The sequence below is a fragment of the Nocardia sp. CC201C genome (assembly GCF_030010695.1).
Lineage (GTDB): Bacteria > Actinomycetota > Actinomycetes > Mycobacteriales > Mycobacteriaceae > Nocardia > Nocardia otitidiscaviarum.
In genome coordinates this window covers 1-26,606 of sequence record NZ_JASCXP010000002.1, presented here as the reverse complement: position 1 = coordinate 26,606, position 26,606 = coordinate 1, and the positions used below count along the sequence as shown (strand labels likewise).

29 protein-coding genes and 1 tRNA gene are annotated in these 26,606 nt (G+C 66.4%); 20 read left to right on the top strand and 10 right to left on the bottom strand.

Annotation, left to right across the window (positions count from 1 at the left end; genetic code table 11):
- Window positions 1–119: 119 nt before the first annotated feature.
- Both QK444_RS00515 and QK444_RS00510 read left to right on the top strand, forming a co-directional pair.
- Entirely contained in the window at window positions 120–1,175 is a 1,056-nt protein-coding gene (locus tag QK444_RS00515; RefSeq protein ID WP_282775950.1) for a phosphotransferase family protein, read from the top strand.
- A 77-nt stretch (window positions 1,176–1,252) separates the two neighbouring features.
- Window positions 1,253–1,828, top strand: coding sequence for a DinB family protein (locus tag QK444_RS00510; protein ID WP_282775948.1), 576 nt, complete (start codon window positions 1,253–1,255; stop codon window positions 1,826–1,828).
- 7 nt (window positions 1,829–1,835) lie between these two features.
- On the opposite strand, the gene QK444_RS00505 is transcribed toward QK444_RS00510, so the two are convergent.
- Complete coding sequence (locus tag QK444_RS00505) at window positions 1,836–3,029, bottom strand: serine hydrolase domain-containing protein (RefSeq protein WP_282775946.1); 1,194 nt, start codon at window positions 3,027–3,029, stop codon at window positions 1,836–1,838.
- An 80-nt stretch (window positions 3,030–3,109) separates the two neighbouring features.
- On the opposite strand from QK444_RS00505, the gene QK444_RS00500 reads away from it, so the two are divergent.
- Window positions 3,110–4,513: an amino acid permease gene (locus QK444_RS00500; RefSeq protein WP_282775993.1), complete on the top strand. Its 1,404-nt coding sequence runs from the start codon at window positions 3,110–3,112 to the stop codon at window positions 4,511–4,513.
- Between the two features lie 35 nt (window positions 4,514–4,548).
- On the opposite strand, the gene QK444_RS00495 is transcribed toward QK444_RS00500, so the two are convergent.
- On the bottom strand, window positions 4,549–5,319 hold the full coding sequence (locus QK444_RS00495; protein ID WP_282775944.1) for an alpha/beta fold hydrolase: 771 nt from the start codon (window positions 5,317–5,319) through the stop codon (window positions 4,549–4,551).
- Between the two features lie 129 nt (window positions 5,320–5,448).
- On the opposite strand from QK444_RS00495, the gene QK444_RS00490 reads away from it, so the two are divergent.
- From QK444_RS00490 to QK444_RS00450, 9 genes are all read left to right on the top strand, one after another.
- Complete coding sequence (locus QK444_RS00490) at window positions 5,449–5,799, top strand: MerR family transcriptional regulator (RefSeq protein WP_143980031.1); 351 nt, start codon at window positions 5,449–5,451, stop codon at window positions 5,797–5,799.
- Between the two features lie 50 nt (window positions 5,800–5,849).
- Window positions 5,850–6,662, top strand: a complete 813-nt coding sequence (locus QK444_RS00485; RefSeq protein ID WP_282775941.1) for a serine hydrolase domain-containing protein — start codon at window positions 5,850–5,852, stop codon at window positions 6,660–6,662.
- 161 nt (window positions 6,663–6,823) lie between these two features.
- Complete coding sequence (locus QK444_RS00480; protein ID WP_282775939.1) at window positions 6,824–7,357, top strand: DUF3145 domain-containing protein; 534 nt, start codon at window positions 6,824–6,826, stop codon at window positions 7,355–7,357.
- 52 nt (window positions 7,358–7,409) lie between these two features.
- Complete coding sequence (locus QK444_RS00475; protein WP_282775937.1) at window positions 7,410–7,823, top strand: hypothetical protein; 414 nt, start codon at window positions 7,410–7,412, stop codon at window positions 7,821–7,823.
- A 129-nt stretch (window positions 7,824–7,952) separates the two neighbouring features.
- Window positions 7,953–8,840, top strand: a complete 888-nt coding sequence (ehuB, locus tag QK444_RS00470) for an ectoine/hydroxyectoine ABC transporter substrate-binding protein EhuB (protein ID WP_282775935.1) — start codon at window positions 7,953–7,955, stop codon at window positions 8,838–8,840.
- Between the two features lie 7 nt (window positions 8,841–8,847).
- The gene (locus QK444_RS00465; RefSeq protein WP_282775933.1) at window positions 8,848–9,564 is read left to right on the top strand and encodes an amino acid ABC transporter permease; all 717 of its coding nucleotides are present in this window, start codon (window positions 8,848–8,850) and stop codon (window positions 9,562–9,564) included.
- Complete coding sequence (ehuD, locus tag QK444_RS00460; RefSeq protein WP_282775931.1) at window positions 9,564–10,241, top strand: ectoine/hydroxyectoine ABC transporter permease subunit EhuD; 678 nt, start codon at window positions 9,564–9,566, stop codon at window positions 10,239–10,241. The genes QK444_RS00465 and ehuD overlap by 1 nt, the downstream gene beginning before the upstream one ends.
- A 52-nt stretch (window positions 10,242–10,293) precedes the next feature.
- Complete coding sequence (ehuA, locus tag QK444_RS00455; RefSeq protein WP_282775991.1) at window positions 10,294–11,058, top strand: ectoine/hydroxyectoine ABC transporter ATP-binding protein EhuA; 765 nt, start codon at window positions 10,294–10,296, stop codon at window positions 11,056–11,058.
- A gap of 59 nt (window positions 11,059–11,117) precedes the next feature.
- On the top strand, window positions 11,118–11,348 hold the full coding sequence (locus QK444_RS00450; RefSeq protein WP_282775929.1) for a hypothetical protein: 231 nt from the start codon (window positions 11,118–11,120) through the stop codon (window positions 11,346–11,348).
- Between the two features lie 85 nt (window positions 11,349–11,433).
- On the opposite strand, the gene QK444_RS00445 is transcribed toward QK444_RS00450, so the two are convergent.
- The 6 genes from QK444_RS00445 to aceE all read right to left on the bottom strand — a co-directional run bounded on the left by QK444_RS00445 (window position 11,434) and on the right by aceE (window position 19,925).
- Window positions 11,434–12,867 (bottom strand): carboxyl transferase domain-containing protein, encoded by a 1,434-nt coding sequence (locus QK444_RS00445; RefSeq protein ID WP_282775927.1) that lies wholly within the window; start codon window positions 12,865–12,867, stop codon window positions 11,434–11,436.
- Between the two features lie 129 nt (window positions 12,868–12,996).
- A complete protein-coding gene (locus QK444_RS00440; RefSeq protein WP_039811658.1) occupies window positions 12,997–14,247 on the bottom strand; it encodes a KasA/KasB family beta-ketoacyl-ACP synthase in 1,251 nt (416 codons plus the stop codon).
- Between the two features lie 11 nt (window positions 14,248–14,258).
- Window positions 14,259–14,558, bottom strand: coding sequence for a meromycolate extension acyl carrier protein AcpM (gene acpM / locus QK444_RS00435; RefSeq protein ID WP_029932678.1), 300 nt, complete (start codon window positions 14,556–14,558; stop codon window positions 14,259–14,261).
- A 109-nt stretch (window positions 14,559–14,667) separates the two neighbouring features.
- A complete protein-coding gene (locus QK444_RS00430) occupies window positions 14,668–15,582 on the bottom strand; it encodes an ACP S-malonyltransferase (RefSeq protein ID WP_282775923.1) in 915 nt (304 codons plus the stop codon).
- Between the two features lie 128 nt (window positions 15,583–15,710).
- Window positions 15,711–16,982, bottom strand: coding sequence for a helix-turn-helix domain-containing protein (locus QK444_RS00425; protein ID WP_282775989.1), 1,272 nt, complete (start codon window positions 16,980–16,982; stop codon window positions 15,711–15,713).
- A gap of 72 nt (window positions 16,983–17,054) precedes the next feature.
- Entirely contained in the window at window positions 17,055–19,925 is a 2,871-nt protein-coding gene (aceE, locus tag QK444_RS00420; RefSeq protein WP_282775987.1) for a pyruvate dehydrogenase (acetyl-transferring), homodimeric type, read from the bottom strand.
- Between the two features lie 213 nt (window positions 19,926–20,138).
- Here aceE and QK444_RS00415 point away from each other — a divergent pair, with 213 nt between their 5' ends.
- The 4 genes from QK444_RS00415 (at window position 20,139) to QK444_RS00400 (ending at window position 21,874) form a co-directional block, all read left to right on the top strand.
- On the top strand, window positions 20,139–20,696 hold the full coding sequence (locus tag QK444_RS00415; RefSeq protein WP_039811663.1) for a hypothetical protein: 558 nt from the start codon (window positions 20,139–20,141) through the stop codon (window positions 20,694–20,696).
- A gap of 107 nt (window positions 20,697–20,803) precedes the next feature.
- Window positions 20,804–21,226, top strand: a complete 423-nt coding sequence (locus QK444_RS00410; protein WP_282775985.1) for a DUF3052 domain-containing protein — start codon at window positions 20,804–20,806, stop codon at window positions 21,224–21,226.
- 82 nt (window positions 21,227–21,308) lie between these two features.
- The gene (locus tag QK444_RS00405; protein WP_029932672.1) at window positions 21,309–21,773 is read left to right on the top strand and encodes a peroxiredoxin; all 465 of its coding nucleotides are present in this window, start codon (window positions 21,309–21,311) and stop codon (window positions 21,771–21,773) included.
- A 29-nt stretch (window positions 21,774–21,802) separates the two neighbouring features.
- Window positions 21,803–21,874: transfer RNA gene (locus tag QK444_RS00400), tRNA-Val, on the top strand.
- An 87-nt stretch (window positions 21,875–21,961) separates the two neighbouring features.
- Here the strand turns inward: QK444_RS00400 and QK444_RS00395 are convergent.
- On the bottom strand, window positions 21,962–22,777 hold the full coding sequence (locus QK444_RS00395; RefSeq protein ID WP_282775916.1) for a tyrosine-type recombinase/integrase: 816 nt from the start codon (window positions 22,775–22,777) through the stop codon (window positions 21,962–21,964).
- Window positions 22,778–23,232: 455 nt separating this feature from the next.
- Here QK444_RS00395 and QK444_RS00390 point away from each other — a divergent pair, with 455 nt between their 5' ends.
- Window positions 23,233–24,531 (top strand): hypothetical protein, encoded by a 1,299-nt coding sequence (locus QK444_RS00390; RefSeq protein WP_282775914.1) that lies wholly within the window; start codon window positions 23,233–23,235, stop codon window positions 24,529–24,531.
- Here QK444_RS00390 and QK444_RS00385 read toward each other — a convergent pair.
- Window positions 24,528–25,238: a 2'-5' RNA ligase family protein gene (locus QK444_RS00385; protein WP_282775912.1), complete on the bottom strand. Its 711-nt coding sequence runs from the start codon at window positions 25,236–25,238 to the stop codon at window positions 24,528–24,530. The genes QK444_RS00390 and QK444_RS00385 overlap by 4 nt on opposite strands.
- Before the next feature lie 155 nt (window positions 25,239–25,393).
- Here QK444_RS00385 and QK444_RS00380 point away from each other — a divergent pair, with 155 nt between their 5' ends.
- The 3 genes from QK444_RS00380 to QK444_RS00370 are packed head-to-tail and all read left to right on the top strand — an operon-like array spanning window position 25,394 to window position 26,006.
- On the top strand, window positions 25,394–25,621 hold the full coding sequence (locus tag QK444_RS00380) for a helix-turn-helix domain-containing protein (protein ID WP_282775910.1): 228 nt from the start codon (window positions 25,394–25,396) through the stop codon (window positions 25,619–25,621).
- Window positions 25,621–25,773 carry a hypothetical protein gene (locus QK444_RS00375; RefSeq protein ID WP_282775908.1) on the top strand — a complete coding sequence of 51 codons (153 nt, stop codon included), beginning with the start codon at window positions 25,621–25,623 and terminating at the stop codon, window positions 25,771–25,773. The genes QK444_RS00380 and QK444_RS00375 overlap by 1 nt, the downstream gene beginning before the upstream one ends.
- Entirely contained in the window at window positions 25,770–26,006 is a 237-nt protein-coding gene (locus tag QK444_RS00370) for a hypothetical protein (protein WP_282775907.1), read from the top strand. Before QK444_RS00375 ends, QK444_RS00370 begins: the two co-directional genes overlap by 4 nt.
- The last annotated feature ends 600 nt before the right edge of the window (window positions 26,007–26,606 follow it).

Sequence of the window (26,606 nt, the reverse complement as noted above, 5' to 3'; positions counted from 1 at the left end):
TGGCAGACTACGCCGCCGGGTATCGAACTCCGCACTTCGACCTGCGTGAACATGGCCACCGCCACTTCTGCTGGCATATGCCTTCAGTTGTGCTGGACGGCTGCGGCACAATGTGGGACATGTCTGAAGTGCAGCCGGTCGCAGTGGATCGAGATGTCGTCGACTTCGCGATCATCGGGAAGTGGATGGATGAGCAGGGCTTGCCCGGCGGGGAATTCGAGGATGTGCGACCGCTCGGCGGCGGCACCCAGAACATCATGCTGCGCTTCCGTCGCGGCGGCCGCGACTATGTGCTGCGGCGCGGTCCCAAGCATCTGCGAGCGGCCAGCAATTCCGTCATCAATCGCGAATCGCGCATTCTCGGTGCGCTCGACGGCACCGGCATCCGCGCGCCCCGGGTGATCGCCGCCTGCCCCGACGACTCCGTGCTCGGCGCGTCCTTCTACCTCATGGAGCCGGTCGTCGGCTTCAACCCGCAGAACGAACTGCCCGAGCTGCACGCGGGTGATCCCGAGGTGCGGCGGCAGATGGGTCTGTCGGCGGTGGAGGCCATCGCCCGCCTCGGCTCCCTCGACCATGAGGCGCTCGGGCTGAGCGACTACGGCAAGCCGGAGGGTTTCCTGGAACGTCAGGTGCCGCGCTGGCTGAAGGAGCTCGACTCCTACAGCGCCAATGCGGGCTACCCGGGGCCGGAGATCCCGGGCGTGGAGCGCGTCGGGGACTGGCTCGACCGCAACCGTCCCGCCCGGTGGCGGCCCGGCATCCTGCACGGCGACTGCCACCTCGCCAACATGATGTTCTCCTTCGACGGCCCCGACGTGGTGGCCATGGTCGACTGGGAGATGTCCACGATCGGCGACCCGCTGCTGGACCTGGGCTGGCAGATCGCGACCCGCCCCGAACCCGGCACCACGGGCGCGGCCCTGGTCGGCAGCCTGGGCGCGGTCGGCGGCCTGCCTACGCCGGAGGAGATGACCGCCCACTACGGCCGGTTCTCCGACCGCGACCTGAGCGACGTCACCTGGTACACGGTGCTGGCCTGCTTCAAGCTCGGCATCGTGCTGGAGGGCACCCACGCCCGTGCCTTCGCCGGGAAGGCGCCCAAGCAGGTCGGCGATTTCCTGCACGCCATCACCCTGGAACTGTTCGAGAAGGCGCACCGGCTGATGGAGTGAGCCGCGCTGTCGGAATCTTGCCGACAGGTGGCAGGAAATTAGTGGCCGAAAAACTTTTGCCAGGATAAGTTTTCGGCATGCCGATCGTTCCCGATACCAAGGACTGGACCTGGGTCCTCGAACGCGCCTGCGCCGACTGTGGATTCGACCCCGCCGCCACCCCCTACGAGGCCGTTCCGGGCCTGGTGCGGGAGAGCGCCGACCGCTTCGCCGCGGCGCTCGAACGCCCGGACGTCCGGGTCCGCCCGGACGAATCGACCTGGTCCACCCTGGAATACGCCGCCCATGTGCGCGACGTGTGCCGCATCATGACCCACCGCCTCGGCATCACACTGGCGGCGGCCGCCGTCCCCGGCCCGGTCATCTCCGGTTACGACCCGAGCGTCACCGTCGACGCGGGCATTCCGATGTTCGCCAACTGGGATCAGGACATCACCGCCGAGGCCGACGATTACGCGACCCAGAGCCCCGCCGCCGTCGCCGCCGAACTCGGTGCCGCCGCCGAATCAGCGGCCCGCGCCTACGAATCCGTGCCCGCCGACCAGCGCGCGCGGGTGGCCCGCCGCAGCAACGGCTCCCAGTTCACCGTCGACACCCTGGGCCGCTACTTCCTGCACGACCTGGTCCACCACGTCCACGACGTGCGCGCCTGAGCCGGAATCAGGCGACGCAGGCCCGCAGCGCCGTGCGCAGATTGCGGGCGCGCGCGTCGTCGAGCACCGCCAGGCCGAGCCGGTTCATGGCGTAGCCGAAGCCGAGACCCGTCGCCGGATCGGCGAATCCGAACGAGCCGCCGAGGCCGGTGGTGCCGTAGGCACGCTTGTCGGTGCCGAAACGGAAAGCGCCGCACGACTTCCGGAAGCCGAGGTGATAGCGGCTGCGGGTGAGCAGGATCAGGTCGTCGGCCGGTACGTCGTCGGCGGTGTCGGCGGCGCCGAGCCGGTCGATGAGGTCCGGGTCGATCGGGAGCTCGCCGGTGCGGGCGGCCGCCGCACCGTACACGCGGGCCAGCGAGCGGGCGGTGCCGACACCGCTGGAACCGGGCAGTTCCTTGGACAGGAACTCCCGGCGGGCCGCGCGCTCCGGAGCGCCGGTGCGGGGGCTGCTCAGCGCCCGATACGACAGGCCGCGCTGCACCGCCAGCTGAATGCCGATGCGCACCGGCAGATCGCGTTCGTAGCGCAGCACGTCCAGGCCGCGGGTGCCCGACAGCGTCGCGATGCCGTCCATCGACACCTGCTCGGGCAGCCCGATGTGGAAGTCCAGACCCAGTGGCGCGGCGAAGTCCTCGGCGAAGACCCGGCCCAGGGTGCGCCCGCGCGGATCCACCCGGCGGATCAGCTCCGTCTGGTAGAGACCGGCCGTGATCGGGTGGTAGCCGTGCCGGGTTCCGGGCCGCCACAACGGTTTCTGCTCCGCCAGGATCCCCGCCAGCCGATCGAGGTCGTCCAGCTCCCGCAGCCGCACCGTGCGGTCCAGCGCCGCCAGCCCGGCCTGGTGGTCGATCAGCTGCCGGACGGTGATGGACTCCTTGCCGTGCGCGGCGAACTCCGGCCAGTACTCGGCCACCGGCGTCTCGTAGTCGAGCCATCCCCGCGAGACCGCCGCGGCGATGACGAAGGCCGCCATGCCCTTGGTGGAGGAGAACACCGGGGCCATGGTGTCGCGCTCCCACGGCACCGAGCGCCGGCGATCCCGATACCCCGCCCACAGATCCACCACCGGTCGGTCACCGGCGTACACGGCCACCGCCGCCCCGATCTCGCCGTGCCGGGTGAAGTTGCGCCGAAAGGCGTCGGCGACGGGGCCGAAGCCGGTGTCCACCTCGCCGTGGATCTGGGGAATCTCACTCATGGTGCAACCGATGGTAACCGGCCGGTTATCACCGGGTAGCGTGGCGGCACGTGCCCGGACTCAGTCGATTCACCGCATCGTTGCTGCGCACCAAACCCGTCGAACAGCTGGCCGCCGACGGCGAGCACTCTCAGCTGCGGCGCAGTCTCGGGCTGATCTCGCTCATCGCGCTGTCGGTCGGCGCGACACTGGGCACCGGCATCTTCGTCGTGCTGGGGGAGGCCGCACCGCTGGCGGGACCGGCCGTGGTGGTGTCCTTCGCGCTCGCCGCGCTGGCGGCGCTGTTCTCGGCGCTGTCGTATGCGGAGCTGGCCGGTGCGGTGCCGGTCTCGGGTTCGGCCTACTCCTACACCTACGCCACCCTCGGCGAGATCGTCGCCTGGGTGTGCGGCTGGTGCCTGCTGCTGGAGTACGGCGTCTCGGTGGCGGCCGTCGCGGTCGGCTGGGGTGCGTATCTGAACGAATTCCTCGCGGGCACCATCGGCTGGCGGATTCCCGACGCGCTGGCCGCCGCGCCCAGCGAGGGCGGGATCGTGAACCTGCCCGCCGCGGTCGTGGTGCTGATCGCCACCGCCGTGTTGCTGGACGGCATCAAGGAGAGCGCCCGCGTCACCACCTTCACCACGCTGCTCAAGATCGCCGTGCTGGTCTTCTTCGTGGTCGTCGCGATCACGGCCTTCGACTCCGGCAATCTCGCGCCCTTCGCTCCGGCCGGGATCGCGGGCATCACCTCGGCGGCGTCCATGGTGTTCTTCTCCTTCATCGGTTTCGACGCCGCCTCGACCGCCGGTGAGGAGGCCAAGAATCCGCAGCGGGATCTGCCGCGCGCCATCGTGATCTCACTCGGCATCGTCACCGTGGTGTACGTGCTGGTGGCGCTGACCGCGGTCGGCGCGGTCGGAGTGGACGAGGTGAGCGGTTCGGGGGCCTCGCTGGCCACCGTGCTGGAGCGGGTGACCGGTGCGGGCTGGCCCGCGACCGTGCTGGCGGCCGGTGCGGTGATCGCCATCGCCTCGGTGGTGCTGACCGTGCTCTACGGGCAGACCCGCATCCTGGTCTCCATGTCCCGCGACGGGCTCATGCCGCGGGTGCTGTCGCGGGTCGGCGGCAAGCGGGTGCCGACCCTCAATATCCTCATCGTCGGCGGGGTGGTGTCGGTGCTGGCCGCACTGGTTCCGCTCGGAGAACTGGTGAATGCCACCAATATCGGCACCCTGGTCTCCTTCGGCCTGGTCAACATCGGCGTGCTGGTGCTGCGCCGCACCAAGCCCGACCTGCCCCGCACCTTCCGGACCCTGGTGCCGCTGGTCCCGGTCCTCGGCGTCGGCATGTGCGCCTGGCTGCTGCTGCGCCTACCCGGCGTCACCTGGCTGGCATTCACCCTGTGGACCGCCTTCGGCCTGTTCGTCTACTTCGGCTACGGCCGCCCCCGCTCCCGGCTGACGGCCGCTGCCACCCCCGACTCGACCGTCGCGCGGCCGTAGTCGCGACGACGATCTCAGGCGCGCCGACGAGAATCTCAGGCGCGCACCGGGATCCGGTGCCGCACGAAGTCGAGTACGGCACTGTGCCAGGCATCGGGCCGCTCCACCATGAGCACGTGACCGGCGGGCACTTCGAGGTACTCCGCTCCGGGAATGTCGGCGGCCAATCGGCGTGCGCCCGCCGGATCGATCAGCAGATCGTCGCGCGCGCCGATGGACAGTGTGGGCACCCGGACGCGGGGGAGGTCGGCGGTGGTGTCCACCCGCGTCACCAGGTCAGCCTGGGCGGCGGTGCCTCCCGGTACCCCCGCGGCGGTCTGCTCGAGCACGGCCGAGAGCTGTTCGGGGGAGAGTGAATTGACGAAGTCGGCGGCGAATCCACCCAGCAGCGCGATCCGCGCGAAGGCCGCCGTATCCCCGGCGGCCAGGGTCTGCCGCCACTGGTGCATGGTGAGCACCGTCCGATGGTCGGCGCGGGCGAATCCGGCGGCCAGCACCAGCCCGCGCACCCGCTCCGGATGCCGTATCGCCGCCCGCACGGCCACCGCGGTCCCGAGCGAATAGCCGATGATCGCGAACTCCTCGGCTCCGGCCTCGACGGCCGCGGCGACCAGTGCATCGGCCAGCGCGTCGAGTTCCAACGGGGTGTCGTCGTCCGGGTAGTCCGACCCGATGACCATGTGGTCGGTCGCGAGCAAAGGGATCAGCGATCCGAAATTGGCCTCGATGCCGCCGCTGGCACCGTGCGCGAGCACGATGGCGGGTCCGGAGCCGGTCACGGTGGTGGTGAGTGGAATCGTCGTCATGGCGGCGACGTTAGGGATTGACATGGATGTGAGGGTCAAGCCACGGTGCTCGGGAACACAGCGCTCGGGAACACAGCGCTCGGGAACACAGCGCTCGGAACCACCGCGCCGCACCCACGGCGGGCCGACGTGCTGATCGGAGAACTGTCGCGCGCCACCGGCGTGAGCCCCCGGCTGCTGCGCTACTACGAGGAGCAGGGGCTGCTGGTCGCCCGCCGGGATGCCAACGGCTACCGCGTCTACCCCGAGACCGCCGTCGCCCGGGTGGCGCGTATTCGCGAACTCCTGGACGCGGGTCTGAACACCGCCGCCATCCACGCCCTGCTGCCCTGCGTCACCGAGACCGGCTTCGCCCACTGCGACCACTCCCGCGCGGTCATCCGGGACGGCCTCGCTCGCCTCGACGACGAGATCGCCACCCTCGCGCGCCGGCGTTCCCTGCTGGCCCGACACCACGACGCGGCGCACGAGCGACACTGAATCCGCACCCGTGCGCCCCCGCGCCGGTGTGGAACTCGTAGGCTCGAAGGGTGCGAGCGCTGGAGCAGATTCGACAGTGGCCGGTCCGGCATGCGGCCGCGGGTGTGGTCGTGAACGGCAAGGGGGTGGTGGACCGGGAAGGGGATGCGGATCGGGTGTTCGCGCTCGCCTCGGTGACCAAACCGCTTGTGGCGTACGCGGTTCTGGTGGCGGTGGAGGAGGGGGCCGTCGAACTCGATCAGCCCGCCGGGCCGGAGGGGTCTACGGTGCGGCATCTGCTGGCGCACACCTCGGGGTATGCGTTCGACACCACGCAGGTGGTGGCGCGGCCTGGGGCGCGGAGGATCTATTCGAGCGCTGGTTTCGAGGTGCTGGCCGACTTCGTGGCCGAGCAGTCCGGGATCGCGTTCGACCGCTACCTGCACGAGGCGGTCTTCGAGCCGCTGGGCATGCGCTCGTCGGTGCTGGCCGGTGCGGCCGGACATGCCGCACGGTCCTCGGTAGCAGATCTGCTGCGCTTCGCTGAGGAATTGCTGAACCCGCGTTTGGTGAGTGCGGAATTGCTCGGCGAAGCAAGCGCAGTGCAATTCCCGGATCGCAATGGAATTCTTCCCGGCTACGGCTCGCAGCGTCCCAACGACTGGGGGCTCGGGTTCGAAATCCGCGACCACAAGTCCCCGCACTGGACCGGAGGCGCGAATTCGCCTCGCACCTATGGGCATTTCGGGCAGTCGGGCACGTTCCTGTGGGTCGATCCGGCCGTCGGTATGGCGTGTCTCGCGCTGGCGGATGAGAATTTCGGTGACTGGGCCCGTGTGGCGTGGCCGACTCTCAGCGATGCCGTCATCGCCGAGTTCGGCTAGGCATCGCGCGGATCTGCCTGGTTGCCACATCGGACACGCGCGGACTCGCGACACGTCGAATAAGTAACACCCGTAACACCGGGCACTCCAGTAAACTCGGGCAACGCCGGCTCGGAGGGTCGTTGGGGAAGACGTCCCCGTCGAAGCCGGAGGTGTTAGTGGTGCGCGCATCGAGTCAGTTCGCCGACGCGACGTCGGGTGTCGTCTACATCCACTCGTCGCCGGCCGCGCTGTGCCCGCACATCGAATGGACGCTCACCTCCACCCTCAAAGCTCCCGCCAAACTGCGCTGGACGGCGCAGCCCGCGGCCGACGGGCAATTGCGGGCGACCATCGACTGGTACGGACCGGTCGGCACCGCCGGTAGATTAGCCAGAGCATTGCGGGATTGGCCGGTACTCTATTTCGAGGTCACCGAGAACCCCAGTGAGGGCGTCGACGGCGAACGCTACTGCTTCGTCCCCGGCCTCGGTCTCTGGAACGGGGCGACATCCGCCAGCGGCGATGTGGTGGTCGGCGAGATGCGCCTGCGCGCCATTGTCGAACAGGCCCGCGGCGCGGGTCGCCACACCGCCGCCGACATCGCCGCCGATATCGACCGTGCGCTCGGCAGCGCCTGGGACGACGCGCTCGAGCCCTTCCGCCTCGGCGGTGAGGGCGCGGAGGTCACCTGGCTGCGCCGCGACGTCGGCTGAGCGCCTGCTGCTGGACGCTCGACAGGGAGCAGTTCGAGAGAGAGGAGTGCGTATGCGAGGTGCCATCGGAGCATCGGCGCTGGCCGGTCTGGCCGTCGCCCTGGTCGCGGTGACGGGCTGCGGTGACGATTCCACCTCGGAGTCGTCCGTCACGAGTTCGACAACAACCTCGGCCACGTCGACCAGGCCCGCGACCCCGCTGCCCGGCGAACCCGTACAGTGCGGAACCGGCCCCTGGGGCCTGTCGGTCGTCGTCTACACCACCAAGGGCCCGAACTTCTGCGCCATGGCCCTCGACGTGGTGAACGAGTATGCGGCACAACGTGATTCCCAGCCCGAGGGGGATATCGCCGTCACCGTCGACAATATCCGCTGGGTCTGCGCCGAACGGCAGGGCGATCCCAATCCGTACCAGGAGTGCGGCAGTCAGAACGAGTCCGCCGACCAGATCCACCTCTACTCGTAGACGACGGCCGCGTGTCGTCCGTCACACAGCCGCAAATCAATCGACGGTCTGTTCGCAAAGTCGATGCGCAAGGCTCGACTGTCTATGCGGACACGATTCATACAATGGGCCATTCCATCCCGCCGGACGGTGCGGACGTCGTCGACGAGCGGGCGACCGCGCGGCCGCCTGCGCCCGATCCTGGCTCTCACCGCCGCGGCGCTGCTCGCCGTCACAGGCTGCGGTGTCGGCGGCGACGACGCGGCCGCCACCACCTACGTCGATGCCAAGTCCTCCGGCCGCATCAAGGTCGGATTCGCCAACGAGGCCCCCTGGGCCTACCTCGACGAGAACGGTGAGCTGACCGGCTACGCGCCGACCGTCGCCCGCGCCGTGCTGAAGAAGCTCGGCATCGACGAGGTCGAGGGCGTGGTCACCGACTTCGGCGGTCTCATCGACGGACTGCGCGCCCAGAACTACGCCTTCGTCGCCGCCGGCATGTTCATCAACCCGGAACGCTGCGAGAACTCCGACTTCGCCATCCCGGACTACCAGGTCGGCTCGGCCTTCATGGTGCCGGAGGGCAACCCCCGCAACATCACCCGGTTCGAGGACATCACCCGGGAGAACGTCCGCGTCGCCACCCTCGGCGGAGCGGTGGAGAACGGCTACGCCGAACAGGCCGGTGTGCCCGGCGACCTGATCGAGCCCATGGCGAAGCAGGACGACATCCTGCGCGCCGTCGACAACGGTGACGTCTACGGCGCCGCCATCCTCGACGTCACCGCCTCCTGGCTGGTGAAGAACAACCCCGGTGCGGGACTGGAGGTCACCCCCTCCTTCAACTTCAGTGACCGTCCGGACGTCGGCACCTTCAACTTCCGACTGGACGACGACGAATTCCGCGAGGACTTCAACCGTGAACTGCGTGCCCTGCACGAGAGCGGGGAGTGGCTGCAGTTGGTGGAGCCCTACGGCCTGACCGCCGCCAACGAGCCCGATCCCGCCATGACCACCGAGTCGTACTGCACGGCCTGATAATTCCGTGTCCGACAATATTCCGATCTATCTGGAGCGGATGCTCGCCGGTCTGCCGTTCACGCTGTGGGCGACGGCCGGCGGTATCGCGCTCACCATCGTGCTGTCCTTCACGGCGGGCATCGCCCTGCTCTCGCCGCGGCGCTCGGTGCGCTTCGTGACCCGCGTCTACGTCGAGGGCTTCCGCGGCAGTTCCGAGGTCGTGCAGCTGTTCTTCTTCGCGGTGGCGCTGCCCATCTTCCTCGGGGTGGCGCTCGGTGCGACGGCCGAAGGGCTGCTGCTCATCGGCATCATGGTGCTCGGCCTCAACCACGGCGCCTACGGTGCCGAAATCGTGCGCGGCGCCATCCAATCCGTGCCGCGCGGGCAGATTGACGCCTCGGTGGCGCTGAATCTGTCTCCGTGGCAACGCATGTGGCGGGTGGTGCTGCCGCAGGCCGTGGTCGAGATGGTGCCCTCGTTCAATACGCTGTTCATCCAACTGGTGAAGGGGACGGCCCTGCTGAGCTTCATCGCCGCACCCGAGATCTTCAAGAAGACCGATGAATTGCGCGCGGTACCGGAGTTCTCGCAGGAACTCGGGCTGATCTACGCCATCGAGTTGGTGTTCTATCTGCTGATCGCGGTGGCGGTCACGGCGATCATGCGCGTGGTGGAGATGCTGGCGGCCCGGCGAGTCGGCCGCCAGGCGACCTGGCGTGGCGTGCGGACGGTGGCGGTCTGATGGAAAAGTGGCAGTGGGACCGGTTTTTCGACGCCTTCCCCTACATCCTCGACGGCCTGAAGGTCACCATCCAGTTCACCCTGCTGGGCTCGCTGGTCGCGTATGCGCTGGGGCTGATCTTCGCGGTCGTCGGCCGCCTCGGTATTCCCGTGATCACCCAGGCCCTCTGGCTGTTCATCGAATTCGTGCGCAGCACACCGCTGCTGGTGCAGATCTTCGTGCTGTACTGGGTAGTTCGCCCGCCGCTGCTGGGCGAGCTGCCGATCGAGACCCAGCGCCTGCTGGTCGGTGTGACCGCGCTGGGCGTGCACTACGCCTGCTACACCTCCGAGGTGTACCGCGCCGGTATCGACGCGGTGCCGCGCGCCCAATGGGAGGCGGCCACGGCGCTGAATCTGCCGCGCACCCGCACCTGGATCGATGTGGTACTGCCGCAGGCGATTCCGCGGGTGCTGCCCGCGCTCGGCAACTACACCATCGCCATGTTCAAAGAGGTGCCGCTGCTGTCCTCGATCGTCGTGCTCGACATGGTCTACCAGGTGAAGACCGTCTACGCCGCCAATACCGGCGGTGCCGGGCCGGAGGCGTGGTTCGCGGTCGGCCTCACCTTCCTCATGCTGAGCTATCCCTGCTCCCTCCTGGTACGAAAGCTGGAACGCCGTGTCGGAAGCATCTGAATCCGTAGCATCTGAATCCGCCGTCGCCGTCGTGGGCGGCGGCTCCGAGCCCATGATCCGCTTCAACGACGTGGTGAAGCGCTACGGCGAGGTGAGGTGCCTGGAGGCGCTCGATTTCGCGGTCGCACCAGGGGAGTTCGTCACCCTCATCGGACCGTCGGGCTCCGGCAAGACGACGGTGCTGCGCCTGCTCATGACCCTGGAGCGGGTCACCTCCGGCGTCATCGAGGTCGCCGGGGAGCCGCTCAGCCATATGGAGCGGCGCGGGAAGCTGGTGCCCGCCGACGAGAAGCATCTGCGGCACGCGCGCCGCCATATCGGCATGGTGTTCCAGCAGTTCAACCTGTTCCCGAACATGAACGTGCTGCGCAATATCACCGAGGGCCAGATCCGCGGCCTGGGGCGTTCGAAGGAGGAGGCCGAGGCGCGCGCCGTGGAGTTGCTGGGCATGGTCGGGCTGGCCGACAAGGTGACGGCACACCCCACCCAGCTCTCCGGCGGTCAGCAGCAGCGCGTCGCCATCGCCCGCGCCCTGGCCATGGACCCCAAGGTGCTGCTGCTGGACGAGGTCACCTCCGCCCTGGACCCCGAACTCGTCACCGGCGTCCTCGGCCTGCTCGCCGACATCGCCGCCGACACAGATATCACCTTCCTCTGTGTCACCCACGAAATGCGTTTCGCCCGCACCAGTTCCGACCGCGTCATGGTGCTCGACTCCGGCCGCATCATCGAGGACGGCGCACCGGAGAAGATCTTCAGCGAACCCGACCACCCGCGCACCCGGGAATTCCTGCACGCCGTCCTCGACCGGGAGTGACCACTCCGGTGTCCCGATCGTGATCGGCGATCTTGGCGCACCAGCCCGTACCGTGGGACATGGAGATCTATCGTCGGCGGCACACCGTCAGTGCCTCCGATCGCGACGGCGGCCACCACATCGTCCAGACGGGATACCACGCGGTGGGCACCCCCACCGCGTACGTCCCCGCCATCACCTGCCGCTCCTGCGGCTACACCAATCGGGTGACCGGCAGCAGACCGCTCAAGGCCGCCATCCTGCACCTGCGCTATCGCCACGACGCCGTCATCGACCTCGACGTCGACTGACGGGCGTCCGGCACGTGAGCGGATCGAGAATGCGGAACGGGGCGGCCTCGCATGAGACCGCCCCGCTTTCGGTTCGCCGTTCCGCTCAGAGCGGGATGTTCTTGTTGTGCTGCGGCCGCGACGGCGCGGCGGCCAGGGCCGCGGCGATGGTCGAGCGGGTCTTGGCCGGGTCGATGACCTCGTCCACCACGCCGATGGACAGGGCGCGGCCGACACCGCCGGCGATGGCCTCGTGTTCGGCGGTCAGGCGCTCGAGCAGGGCCTCGCGCTCCTCCTCGGGAGCCGCGGCGAGCGCCTTCTTGTGCAGGATGCCGACGGCGGCCTTGGCGCCCATGACCGCGACCTCGGAATCGGGCCAGGCGTAGACCGCGGTGGCACCGAGCGAGCGGGCGTTCATGGCGATGTACGCGCCGCCGTAGATCTTGCGGGTCACCAGCGTGACGCGCGGGACGCGGGCCTCGGCGAAGGCGTGCAGCAGCTTCGCGCCGCGGCGCACCACGCCCTCCCACTCCATGCTCACACCGGGCAGGTAGCCGGGCACGTCGGTGACGACCACCATGGGAATGCCGAAGGCATTGCACAGTCGCACGAAACGTGCTGCCTTCTCGGCACTTTCGGAGTTGAGGCAGCCGCCCAGGCGAATCGGGTTGTTGGCCAGCACACCCACGGTGCGGCCGCCGAGGCGACCGAGACCGGTGACGATGGAGCGGGCGTAGCCGCCCTGCAACTCCTCGAAGGAACTCTCACCGTCCACATTGTCGAGCAGTTCGTGGATGATCGGCTTGACGTCGTAGGCGCGCTTGGCCGACTGCGGCAGCATGGCCTTGAGGTCGACGTCGCCGTGCGCGGCCGCGGTCATATCGAATTCGCCCTGTTCGGCGAACATCGAGACGAGACGCCTCGCGCGGTGCATGGCATCGGACTCGTCGTCGGCGACGATATGGCAGACGCCGGACTTCTTGCCGTGGGTGATCGGCCCGCCCAGGGTCGCCATGTCCACGTTCTCACCGGTCACACTGCGGACTACATCCGGGCCGGTGACGAAGACGCGGCCCTCGGGAGCCATGATCACGATATCGGTCAGCGCGGGACCGTAGGCGGCGCCACCGGCGGCGAAGCCGAGCACCACGGAAATCTGGGGGACCTGGCCGGACGCGCGGACCATGGCCTCGAAGACCAGGCCGACCGCGTGCAGCGCCTCCACCCCTTCCGCGAGGCGGGCGCCACCCGAATGCCACAGGCCGACAACGGGAATCTTGGAGTCGATGGCGGTGTCGATCGCGTCGACGATGTGCTTGCAGCCCTCGACGCCCATCGCGCCGCCCATGACGGTGGCGTCCGAGCAGTAGGCCACGGTGCGCACGCCGTCGACCTCGCCGATGGCGGCGAGTACGCCGGACTTGTCGCGGGGGTGCAGGGGTAGCACGGTTCCCGGATCGAAGAAGCGCTGCAACCGGCCCAGCGGGTCGCGGGGATCGGTCGTGGTGGTATCCGCATGCGCGGGAGCCATGATGGTCATCGCGAACTCCTGTGAAAGGAAGCGCGGTCGCTGAGAGCGGCTGCGAATGTCGAAGTCCCGGCGGTGGTTTCGGCGGCGGGAGCCCTTACCGAGCCCCCGCCGGGACCGCTTGGCTAACGACCGGTGTCGTCAGTACCGGCCGAAGGCGAGCGCGACATTGTGCCCACCGAAACCGAACGAGTTGTTGATCGCGTACTCGATGTCCTGACGGCGGGCTTCGCCCTTCACGACATCCAGGTCGATCTCCGGATCCTGGTTCTCCAGGTTCAGCGTCGGGGGGACGATGCCGTCCCGGATGCTGAGAACCGTGAGCACCGACTCGAGCGCGCCCACGGCGCCGATCGAGTGGCCCAGGGCGGACTTGGGTGCGTACACCGAGGCGTGCTGGACGCCCGCCTTGTGAATCGCCTTGGCCTCCGCGGTGTCACCGATGGGGGTGGCGGTCGCGTGGGCGTTGACGTGGGTGATGTCCTGTGCGGACAGACCGGCGGTCTGCATGGCACGCTGCATCGCACGCGCCGCACCGGAACCTTCCGGATCCGGGGCGACCAGGTGGAAGCCGTCGGAGGTGATACCCGCGCCCAGCAGTCGGGCGTGGATGGTGGCTCCACGAGCCTTGGCGTGCTCCTCGGTCTCGATGACCATGAGCGCACCGGCCTCACCGAAGACGAAACCGTCGCGTTCGGAGTCGAACGGCCGCGAGGCACCCTTCGGGTCGTCGTTGCGGGTCGACATGGCCCGCATCATCGAGAAGGCGGCGATCGGCACCGAGTCGATGAAGCCCTCGACACCGCCGGTGACGACCATGTCGGCGTCACCCATGACGATCATGCGCCACGCGTTCGCGATGGCCTCCGAACCCGACGAACACGCCGAGACCGGAGTGACCACTCCTGCCCTGGCCTGGAGTTCGAGACCGACGACGGCGGACGGGCCGTTCGGCATGACCATCTGAACGGCCAGCGGCGAGATCTTGCGATAGCCACCGTTCTTCAGCTTGTCCACCGAATCGATCAGCGCGTCACCGCCGCCGAGACCGGTACCGATGGCCACACCCAGCCGCAGCGGGTCGACCTCGGGGGAACCGGCGTTCTTCCACACCTCGCGACCGAGTACGGTCGCCAGCCGCTCGACATACGCCATCCGGCGAATCTCGACCCGGCTGAGCAGGGTGTCCGGCGAAACCTTCAGGTGGCCGCCGATGCGGACCGGAAGGTCGTACTCGGCGACGAAATCGTCCTCGAGGACATCGATGCCGCTTTCGCCGTTGAGCAGGCCCTTCCAGGTCGCATCAACGTCGCCTGCGATCGATGTGGTCGCCGCCATGCTGGTGACGACGACGTTGGGGAAATTCCCGTTCCGGGTGGAAGGAGTGGTCACGATGTCGGCCTTTACTCGCTACCGAACTTCGCCTTGAGCTCCGCGGCCGCTTCGCTGTTCTCGGCCTCGAGCTTCTGGATGTAAGCCACGGCGTCGCCGACGGTCTTCAGGCTGGCCAGATCCTCGTCGGGGATCTTGACGCCGTACTTGTCCTCGGTCTGCACCGCGATCTCGACCATCGACAGGGAGTCGATGTCCAGGTCATCGACGAAGGACTTCTCGATCGTCACCTCGGAGGGCTCGATACCGGTCACCTCTTCGATGATCTTGCCGAGCTCTTCGACGATCTGTTCCTGGGTCAGAGCGGCCACTTCGTGGCTCCCTTCGTGATTCTTGTTGTGGGATTGGTGGTGTTCTTCTGGTTTTGCGGCTGTACACCGATGTCGCCGTTGACGATCGGGCCGGAGGCCGCAGGCCAAGCTAGTCCTTGGTCGTGAGTTCGGCCAGCGCGGGGAGGTCGGCCGGGGTCTTGAGCGCCAGATTCGGCGTACCCTTCAGCTCCCGCTTGGCGATACCCACCAGGGTGCCCGCGGGCGGCAGCTCCGCTACCGCGGATACACCGCTCGCGCGCACGGTTTCGTTACACAGGTCCCACCGCACGGGTCGGGTGACCTGGGCGGCGAGCTTGTCGATCGCGTCCTGACCGGAGGCGACCGGTGTGCCGTCGAAGTTCGACAGCAGCACCCGGGTCGGTTCACCCGGGGTGATCGTGGAAATGGCCTTCGTCACGGCGTCCTGGGCCGGAGCCATGAACGCGGTGTGGAAGGCGCCCGCCACGGGCAGCGCGCGAATCCGGGCCTTCTCCGGGGGATTCGCCGCGAGTTCCGCGAGGGCGTCCAACCGGCCCGCCGCCACGATCTGGCCCACCGCGTTGCGGTTGGCCGGAACGAGGTCCAGCTCGTCGAGCCGGGCGAGCACGGCGGCTTCGTCACCGCCGAGCACCGCCGACATGCCGGTCGGTTCGAGTGCGCAAGCTTTGGCCATCTCCGCTCCGCGGATGGCGGCCAGGGCCACCGCGTCATCGGCGGAGATGACTCCGGCGACGGCAGCGGCGGCGAGTTCGCCTACCGAATGGCCGGCGACGATCGTATCCGCGGGAAGCGAGTCCTGCGGGATTTCCGCGAAAGCCAACAGGGCAGCCGCGACGACCAACGGCTGAGTCACCGCCGTATCGGTGATCTCCTCAGCGGTCGCAGTGGTGCCCAACCGCAGCAGGTCCAGTCCCGAGGCTTTCGACCACAGCTCGATGCGGTCGGCCGCACCGGGCAGTTCGAGCCACGGGGTGAGCATGCCGGGTGTCTGAGAGCCCTGTCCTGGGGCGAACAACGCGATCACGCCTCTAAGAGAACACTGTGAGGCGGGTCTCCAGAGATGTCGGCGCGAATGAAGCTTGCGGGGAGCTTTTGTATGGACCCCACAAAAGCGCAAGTGAGTTGTCCGGATCGTCCGATTCCGGGATCGCGTTACATCCCATCTTTCGGATCTGTGACGGGAGTCACTTCTGAGGCTGAAGTAGGCGATTCGTTACGGGTTCGTGTCAGCCGACCTATGGTGGCGGCGATTCGGAGCACATAGGCGTCCCGCGGATTCATCGGATCCCGTCCCGTGATATCGGCGATTCGCTTCAACCGATAGCGGACGGTATTTGGATGAACGTACAGCTGGCGGGCGCAGGTCTCGACGGCTCCACCGCAGTCCAGGTAGGCGTCCAAGGTGTCGGACAGCGCTGCCCCGGCGGCGGCCAACGGTAGCACAAGACTCTCGTTCAGGGCGTCCACGGCGGCGCGATCGCCGAGCAGTGCCCGTTCCGGCAGGAGTTCGGACGCGTGCACCGGGCGTGGCGCACCCCGCCAGCCCACCACGGCCTCCATCCCGGCCATCGCCTCCACCGCGCTCACATGCGCCGCGGACAGGGTGCGCGTGGTCGGTCCGATCACCACCGGGCCCTCGGAGAACACCTCGGTGAGCAGATCCGCCAGGAACGGCGAGGGATACATGGTGTCGCCCAGATGTCCGCTCACCACCATCACCAGCCGCGAACCCTGCACCACGGCCAGCGCCGCGCGACCGTGCCGGGCGGCGATGCCGTGCACCGAACCCACCACGGTCATCTGATCCTTCGGCGGCGTGCCCACCAGCACCGTGGCGGGCGCGGTGGCGTCCCAGTTCAATGTGGCCGCGCGCGAGAGCATTTCGGGCCCGGTATCGCCGCGCACCACGGCGTCGACCACCAGGGCCTCCAGCCGGGTGTCCCACGCGCCCCGCGATTCGGCGGCGCTGGCGTACACCGAGGCGGCCGCGAAACCGAGCTCACGCCCGTATCGCAGCACCGCCTCGGTGAGCGCCACCAGCTGCCGGTCGTTGCGCGCCAGCGCGGGCAGCCACTGTTCGAAGAACTCCATGGCCACCCGGACCATGTCGACGGTCTGGCGCAGCGTCAGCCGCCGCGCCAGGTCGTCCGGGATGACCTGGAAAGCGTCCAGGCTGAACCGGATATCGCTTTCCGGGTCCTGTAGCCATTCGAGGAAGTTCACCACCGCCGTCTGCACCAGCATCTGCACCCCGGCCCGCTGGGCGGCGTCCAGATTGGCGAAGAACGGCAGCCGATCCTGCATGGACGCCACGGCCTCGGTCGAGAGTCGACCGGAGAACTGCTTCACCCGCTTGAGGAGCGTGTCCGGGAGCGGGTCGCGGGTCTGCCGGTTCGGGGAGAGCGCGCCGGTGGGGAGGTACACCTCGTGGGAGGAGGTGCTCTCGGAAATCCGGCGCGGCCTCGGCGGTTTACGTTCCACGATGCCTATCGTCCGTTATGCGTCGCCGCCCTCGGTACCCGGTGCCGCCTTCGGCGCGGCGTTCACGTCGTCGATGCGGTAGCGCGCGGCCGCCTCGGCGACCTTGCCCGCATCGATCTTCCCGGCCTTCGCCAGCCCCGACAGCGCCGCCACCACGATCGACTGCGCGTCCACGTTGAATACGCGGCGCGCGGCCGGGCGGGTGTCGGAGAAACCGAAACCGTCGGTGCCGAGGGTGATGTAGTCGCCCGGAACCCACTGCCGGATCTGATCCGGCACGGCCCGCATCCAATCCGAGGCCGCGACGAACGGACCCTCGGCCTGCGACAGCACCTTGGTCACATAGGGCACGGCCGGTTCGGCGGTCGGGTTGTGCAGTTTGGCGATCTCGCCTGCGAGCGCCTCCTTGCGGAGCTCGCCCCACGAGGTCACCGACCACACATCGGCCTGTACGCCCCACTCCTGCGCCAGGATCTCCTGGGCGCGCAGACCGTCGGGCATGGTCACACCCGCCACCAGGATCTGCGCGCGAACATCACCCGCGCCGCCCTTCTTGTAGAGGTAGATGCCCTGGAGCAGGCCCTCCACATCCAGGTCGTCGGGCTCCGCGGGCTGCGACTGCGGCTCGTTGTACAGGGTGATGTAGTAGAAGATGTCCTCGCCGCCGAACTCGTGGTGGCGCGAGTGCGCCTCCGGATCGGTGCCCGGCAGCGCCTCCTGGTAGCCCGAGGAGACACCGCCGCCGTACATGCGGCGCAGGCCGTCGCGCACGATGTGGGCGATCTCGTAGGCGAAGGCCGGGTCGTACGGCACGCAGGCCGGATTGGTGGACGCCAGCAGCAGCGAGTGACCGTCGTTGTGCTGTAGTCCCTCACCGGTCAGCGTGGTCCGCCCGGCGGTCGCCCCGAGGACGAATCCGCGCGCCATCTGGTCCGCCGCCGCCCACAGGCCGTCACCGGTGCGCTGGAATCCGAACATCGAGTAGAAGATGTAGAGCGGGATCATCGGCTCGCCCTGGGTGGCGTACGAGGTGCCCACCGCGGTGAACGACGAGGTCGAGCCGGCCTCGTTGATGCCCTCGTGCAGGATCTGCCCGACGCTCGACTCCTTGTAGGCGAGCATCAGTTCCGCGTCGACCGACGTGTACAGCTGGCCGTTGCGGTTGTAGATCTTCAGCGACGGGAACCACGAGTCCATACCGAAGGTGCGGGCCTCGTCGGGAATGATCGGCACGATCCGCTTGCCGATTTCCTTGTCGCGCAGCAGTTCCTTCATCAGGCGCACGAAGGCCATGGTGGTGGCCACGTTCTGCTTGCCGGAACCCTTGCGGATGGAGCGGTACGGCTCATCGCCCGGCAGCTGCAGGGGCTTGGCCTTGGTGCGGCGCTCGGGGACGAAACCGCCCAGGGAGTTGCGGCGGTCCATCATGTACTGGATGGCCGGATCGTCCTGGCCGGGGTGGTAGTACGGCGGCAGGTACGGGTTGGCCTCGAGTTCGGCGTCGGTGATCGGAATGCGCTGCACGTCGCGGAACGCCTTCAGATCGTCCAGGGTCATCTTCTTCATCTGGTGCGTGGCGTTGCGCGCCTCGAAGTGCTTGCCCAGACCGTAGCCCTTGATGGTCTTGGCCAGGATGACCGTCGGCTGTCCCTTGTGCGCCATGGCCGCCGCGTAGGCCGCGTAGATCTTGCGGTAGTCGTGGCCGCCGCGCTTGAGGTTCCAGATATCGCTGTCGGACAGCCCCTTCACCAGCTCCTTGGTGCGCGGATCGCGCCCGAAGAAGTGCTCGCGCACGTACGCGCCGTCATTGGCCTTGTAGGTCTGGTAGTCGCCGTCGGGCGTGGAGTTCATCAGGTTCACCAGCGCGCCGTCGCGGTCGGCCTGGAGCAGGGAGTCCCACTCGCGGCCCCACACGACCTTGATGACGTTCCAGCCCGCGCCGCGGAAGAACGACTCCAGCTCCTGAATGATCTTGCCGTTGCCGCGCACCGGGCCGTCCAGGCGCTGCAGGTTGCAGTTGATCACGAAGGTCAGGTTGTCCAGGCCCTCGTTGGCCGCCACCTGGATCAGGCCGCGCGATTCCGGCTCGTCCATCTCGCCGTCGCCCAGGAACGCCCACACGTGCTGATCGGAGGTGTCCTTGATACCGCGATCGTTCAGGTAGTGGTTGAACCGCGCCTGGTAGATGGCGTTCATCGGGCCCAGACCCATGGACACCGTGGGGAATTCCCAGAAGTCCGGCATGAGCCGCGGATGCGGGTACGACGACAGGCCGCGGCCCGGACCGCCGTGCGAGTACTCCTGGCGGAAGCCGTCGAGCTGATCCTCGGTCAGCCGTCCCTCGAGGTAGGCGCGGGCGTAGATGCCGGGGGAGGCGTGCCCCTGGATGAACACGTGGTCGCCGCCGCCGGGATGGTCCTTGCCGCGGAAGAAGTGGTTGAAGCCGACTTCGTAGAGCGCGGCGGAGGAGGCGTAGGTCGAGATATGGCCGCCGACACCGATTCCGGGCCGCTGCGCGCGGTGCACCATGACGGCCGCGTTCCAGCGGATCCAGGCCCGGTAGCGGCGTTCGACCTCTTCGTCGCCGGGGAACCAGGGCTCGTTCTCGGTGGGGATGGTGTTGACGTAGTCGGTGGAGGTCAGTGCGGGAATCGCGACACGGCGTTCACCGGCGCGTTCGAGCAGCCGCAGCATCAGGTAGCGCGCCCGGCCAGGTCCTTCGCGCTCGAGCATCTCGTCGAAGGACTCGAGCCATTCGCTGGTCTCTTCCGGATCGATGTCCGGCAGGTATGACGCCACCCCCTCGCGGATCACTCGGACCCGGCCCCCCGCCGGGCGATTGCGTGCCGGCCCGTTTGTAGGACTCGACGAAGAAATGGGGTGCATCAGGTCGGTCAAGACATTTGCTCCTCGTACATGGGGTGGGACAAGCGTGGCGTCATTACCCCGGGTGACCGCTGGTCGGCGGGTACCCGTTCACGATGGTTTCTAGGGCGCATCTCACATCCTCGTGCACGATGCGTCCTGGATCATCATGTCAGCCGGAAATCCAGTACGGTTCGGTAGGGAACCGTCATGGCAGTCGAACCGGGAGGATCGATGAAGCTGCTGAACCCGCGGGGGTTCGGTCTGGTCTGTGCGAGCCTGGCGGTAACCGCTGGTCTAGCGGTCGCGGGATGTGCCGATCGCATCGAGGGCACACCGACGGCCAACGAGGCCCAGGTTACGTCGTATCGCGCTGAGGCGTCGTCGAGTTCGGCGGCGGCCACCTCGTCGCGCCGGGCGGCCGCACAGGCCAAGGCGATCGCCGACAACTGCGATCCGTTCCGGGACACCACCGGCCCCGCGGTGACGCGCTACAACGAGTTCGTCGACGCCCATGACGCAAATGCGCCGGACTACGCGGCCAAACGAGACACCGCCGCGAACACGATCGAAGATGCGGCGCGGACCGTCGAGACGCGGGTGCAGGAGGCGGGCGAGGCACTGCCGCCGGACCTCGCGCAGAAGCTCACCGATTACGTGAACGCTGCTCGAGAGCTTGCCGCCCAGGCCCGCGTCATGACCTACACCTCCCCGGTCGCGGCGCTCAACGACGCCAGCAAGAAGGTCAACGACGCCCTCAACGCGGTCCGCGACGCCTGCCCGGCCCGATAACACTCGCGACAATTTCCTCGGCGATTTCGGCCGATCGGCTTGCGCTGAGGCTCTTAACCATGTTCGCTTGCAACTACCTATTGTCGGGACTCGAGGAGGACACCACCGTGGTCGCCGCGGCGGACGCGCAGAATTACGCTCACAAGCTTGGCATCTCGCACGGCATGGTGGTACAGGAACTGGGCTGGGACGAAGATACCGACGACACGCTGCGGAACTCGATCGAGGAGACCATCGGTTCGGAGCTCCTCGACGAGGACACCGACGAGGTGGTCGAGGTCGTGCTGCTCTGGTGGCGGGACGGTGACGGGGACCTGGTCGACGAACTGCTCAATGTGATCACCCCCCTGGCCGACGACGGCATCGTCTGGGTACTCACCCCCAAGACCGGCCAGCCCGGTCACGTCGATCCCAGTGAGATCGCCGAGTCCGCACCGTCTGCGGGCCTGAATTCGACCACCCCGGTCAGCCTGGGTAGTTGGACCGGCACCAAGCTGACCCAACCCAAGACGCCCTCGAAGCAGCGCTGATCCCTGCCTTCGCTAAGGTTTTCGATCGGGCGGACGATTGTGCCCGCCCGCCGCAAGCCCGAATCCGATGGAGGTTCACCGTATGCCGCTAGAGGTCGGTACGCTCGCCCCGGACTTCACCCTGAAGGACCAGAACAACCAGGAAGTCACCCTGTCGAGCTACCGAGGCGAGAAGAACGTCCTCATCGTCTTCTACCCCCTCGCCTTCACCGGCATCTGCCAGGGCGAGCTCTGCAAGGTCCGCGACGAACTGCCCAAGTTCCAGAACGACAACGCCGAAATCCTCGCGATCTCGGTAGGCCCCCCGCCCACCCACAAGATCTGGGCCGCCGAACAAGGCTACACCTTCCCCCTCCTCTCCGACTTCTGGCCGCACGGCGCCGTAGCCCAGTCCTACGGCGTCTTCAACGAGAAGTCCGGCTACCCCAACCGCGGCACCTTCGTCGTAGACAAGGACGGCATCATCCAATTCTCCGAAATGAACGGCCCCGGAGAGCCCCGTGACCAGGCAGCTTGGGAGAAAGCGCTCGCCGCGCTAGATTCATAAACCGTCGCGCCGGTCCGCCGGCGCCCCGAGGGCGTATAGCTCAGTGGTAGAGCACTGGTTTTACACACCAGCGGTCGGGGGTTCGAACCCCTCTGCGCCCACTTCGAACCGGCAGGTGCCAACAGGTGCCTGCCGGTTTCTTCTTGCCCCACACCTCGGTTCGTAGGGCAATCGTGGGGCAGTCAGAACTAGCCGAGAGTTCGCCGGACATCCGCCCACTGGCTTTCCCCCAATCTGGCGTACCGCTGGGTCGTTCGGACCGAGGAGTGACCCAGGAGTGCCTGGACTTGATCGAGAGGCACCTTGGCGCGCACCAGACGACTCGCATAGGTGTGCCGGAGGTCATGCGGGCGTACCTTGCCCAGTCGCCGCTTGCCGGAGTCGACCTCTACCCATGCCACCCGTGCGGCGGCCGAGAATCGATCTCTGAAGTTGTCTTGGTCGAATGGGCGGCCGTCGGTGTGCGCGAGGAGAAGCCCGCTACGTACCTGCCGACCGTCATCGACGTATGGCACCGGCGGAGGCTCCCCGAGCCCGTTCTTCTTGATCGCCGCGGCAAGTATCTTGGTCAGGCTTGGACCGATCGGGATCACGCGGCGCTCATAGTCCTTCGGCGGCTTCATCCTCTTCGCCGCTTTGTCCCATGCCCACTCAATCGTGATCAGCTCCCGTTTGAGGTCGATGTGCTCAATGTGGAGGCCCTGGGCTTCACCCAGCCTCATACCCGTACCGATCAGCACGTCCACGACGAGTCGATCGAACGAGTCAAGAGGTTCCCGTAGGGCTGCGAACTCCTCATCTTCGAGGTACCGCTCGGGCGTCGGACCGGCTTTGGGAAGCTCGATGTCCACGCACGGGGACTCGGAAATCAGCTTGGCCTTGCGCGCGGCCTTCATGGAGCCGCTGAGGAGGTGGAAGCACTTCTGAACACTGGTCGGTGCCATCGTGTCCCGGAGCTGGATAACCCACTCCTGCACATCGGGTTGAGTGATGTCGGTCAGCAACCAGGTACCCCATTTCGGCACCAGATGCTTGTTGATGCGCTGAGTGTCGATCCTCTGGGTACCGGCTTCAACCCGCCGTTGCAGAGTCCACCTCGGCAGCCACTCCGACCATGTTACGGCAGGCGCTGGGCGGGAGGGGTTCTCCCGGACCGCATCCTCTTTGGCCGTAGCCTTGCGCTTCGCAACCTCCTTCGAGGTGAAGATTCCCGCACTTCGTTTGCGACCATGGCCATCTCGGTATATGCCGCGATAGCGCCCGCTGGGAAGTTTCTCAGCCCAACCCATGGAAGACCCCTTCGAGACGATGTTCAACGTCCGATGACGGACAGCCGATGTTGCTTCCATTGTCCCTCGATGACCTGTACATATCTACGAAAAATGCTGTGTGAGTGGACATTTCGGGCTGTATACTGACATGAAGGACCATTCGTGGTGGGGATCGAGGTGTTCCGTCGATGACGCGAGTCGCACAGCCGAACCGGAAGCTGATCGCGGTCATGCAGGAAGCTGGCGTCCAGAACCATGGGCTCGCGAACAGGATGCGCGAGGCCAGCCAGCGCGATGGCGGCAAGCCGGTGAAGACCTCCAATACGAACATCGCGAAGTATCGGGACGGTCGAACCGCAGAGCCGGGGGCGCGTCACTGTGAGGTGATGCTGAAGGTCCTCAGCGAGTTGGTTGGTCGGAACTTGAGTCCTGCCGATATCGGATACCCAGGAATAAAACTTGAGCAAAAGCCTACCTTGGCGCTTGTCGAGTCCTTTGAATCGCCGCTTGCCATTTCTGAACGATTGCAGCGGCTAGGAGAAATCGATGTCGATGACACGGTTCTGGAGATCGTAGATTTCGCGGTTGACGATATTGTCGATCGTTATGAGGTCGAGGGTCCGGCGAAGTTGTCACCGGAGGTGATCTCTCTCCGCCGAAGAATTGATCATCTTCTTCAGCAGCGGCAGCACCCGAGACAGCTTCAACACCTGTACGAACTGGCTGCCAAATTATCGGGAATGCTGAGCTACATGGCCGTCAATCGAGGGCGGTTTCCGCTAGCGAGGATGTACGCGAAGGAAGCGGCCTATGTGGCCGACTTGATCGGGGATTCGCAACTGCACTGTTGGATCAAAGGTACCGAGAGCTTTTGTGCCTACTATATGGGCAAGTACGGTATGGCCGTAGCTTTAGCAGAGGAAGGCATCAGATGTGCGCCCGAAAGCCCGCAGGCAGTTCGGTTGCTGTCCAATGGGCTGGCGCGTGCGCTGGGCAAAATGGGCGATATGAATGGGGTTCACGCCGCGATCGAACGTGCATCCACTCTTGCGGAGACGCTTTCAGTTCCCGATGGGTTGACGCCCGCTTTAACCTTCGAGCCCTACGGGCACGCCAGGCTTGCCGCGAACGCTGCGACTGCGTACCTGTCCGCAGGAGACTACGGCAGGACCCTCCAGTATGGTCGGCAGGTGGAGGCCCTGGTCGATGAGTCCGACTCCGTATGGAGTCGATCATTGGTCCGCTTGGATATCGCTACAGCACTGGTGAAGTCGACAAACCCCGATGTCGAGCATGCTGTTCATCTGGGTGCCGAAGCGTTGACTTACTCAGAGGAGCGGCCGATCCGTTCTGTATGGCAGCGTGCACACGAGTTCGGCACCGCGACTCAAGCATTCGACGCCACCGAGGTCAGGGATTATCACGCCGTGCTCCGCGAGTGGGCGGAGCGTGTTCGTGAGTTCTCTGCACCTGCGAAGGCGAGTTAGTCGCACAAACCTATAGTTGCCACGTCTTCCCATCGGTAGGCATGTTCTTCGCGTCGAAGTCGGACAATTTTTACATTATCGACTTCTACGGTGACCGGGTCGAAGTTTCGTAGCTGCGTGGCATGATCAATGAATTGGCTTGCATCCTGACGTCGGTTGCTGTATCCGATTCCCAAATGTGGTCTAAATTGATCGGTTTCCGCAATTGGAACATTGGTAAGCACCTTGCATGTGGATTCGCGAACTATTTCGTGAAGCTGAAACAGTTTAGTCCACGGTGATACGCTGAAGCGCAATGCTCCCCGTGACCCTGCAAGTGGTCCGATGTCAAGGCTGAATTTTTCGAATACTCTGAGCTTCTCCTTTGCGATGTCGGCTATTGCCTGAACGTCTTCGTCGGGCACTTGTTCATGGTTGCCGATTCTCAAAACGGTAATATGCAGGCCATCGAGTGGAACGAAGTCGATGCCATCGGAATCGATGTGCGCATGGCAACGTTCGACATTCTTGATCAGTTCCGAGTCTTGGAATGTTAAGTACCAAAAGAAGGATCTGCGCCCTTTTGGCCACTCATTTCGTCCCCAATGATTGACCATCTGGTCGACATTGCGAAATGCCTCCCAATCATTTTCGCAAATGGACCGATGGCTGGACAACGAGTCCGGCAGTGACGGAGGAAACGCTCCAGATCGGGTCTCTCTGCTCATCAATCCTCTACTCCTGTCCGCCCGGCACAGCCTCAGTTTACGTGTGCCCTCGAAGTCAGATGTGCCCGCCGATGTGTCGTGTGCCAGGCCTTGAACTGCGAGTTTCCTGATGTGGCAAGGCATTTCCCGCCATAGCAGACGAAGGAGGCACATAGATGACACAGAGACGCGGCGCGGACACCCGCGTCCCGACCGGACAGCTGATGAGCCTGCGCGACGCCGCAGCGCTCGCCCAGGTCAACATCAAGACGCTCCGCCGATGGATTGACGGCGGTCACCTCAATGCATACAGGATGGGGCCGCGACTCTTACGCGTCGAACGGAGTGAACTGCTCAGTGTCGCGAAACCAGTTCCGCCGAGCATGTCGGACGGTGCGGCATGATGCGGGCGCTGTTAATCGGATTCGCGCTGGTCGTAGCAGGTGCGGTAGTTCCGGGCCTGGCCGCGGTGGTGGTCGTGGTGCTGGTCGGTGTCGTATGGGTCGGCGTGACACAGGTGCGGCGGTTGACGCGGCGGCGGGGTGATCGGCGATGACCGAGGACCTGTTGGGTACGTCGCGGCATCGAACGATGACCTTGGTGCCCTCTCCGGTGATGGCGGCGCTGGTGCTGATCGGGTTCGTGTTCGTCGCGGGCCTGTTCCTCGGTGTGCTGCTGTTCGGTTCCCGGGAGGGCCTGCCCAAGACGGTGGTCGTCTGTCCCGCACCGGGTACGGAGAACGTGGCGGTGTGGCCGCGGGAGTGCCCGCGTGAGGTGGTGGCACCGTGAGCGCCCCGGAGATTCGGTTCCAGCCGCGTGACACCACTTTTCTGGAGTGGACCAGCCAACAGTACGGAGTGCCGATCGCTCTGATCGGCAAGGCGGCGGGGGTTCGTTCGAGCCAGATGTACGCGATGGCGTACCGCTGGAAGCGCGGGGGCCGCGTCCATGTCGAACGCGTCGACTTTGGAGCACCAGGTATGTGGCGACGGTCGAAGCATTTCGACGCTCCCGATGGGCTGCCGACCGGCCCGCTGTGGGTGTACCCGACGCGTGAGGCTGCATGGGGCTACTTGGGTTTCGATCCAGGCGAGTGGCATCCGAAACCGTCTACGGCCGCGCACCTGACAGCAGTGTCGGAACTGCGACTCGCCTTGACCGGGCTGGAGACTGATCCGGAGGTCTGGACCAGCGAACGTCTACTCCGCCGAATGGTGAAACCCACTGGTGGACAGCTGGGTTCGCATGTTCATGACGCCTGGTGTCGGGATTTCACCGATCCGGACAAGGTATGGGCGATCGAGGTGGAGCTGTCCCGCAAGCGCGGGGAGGGCCGCCTGTTGCGGTCGGTGTCGGCGGCGTTGGAGGCCGCCGACCGTCACGACCTGG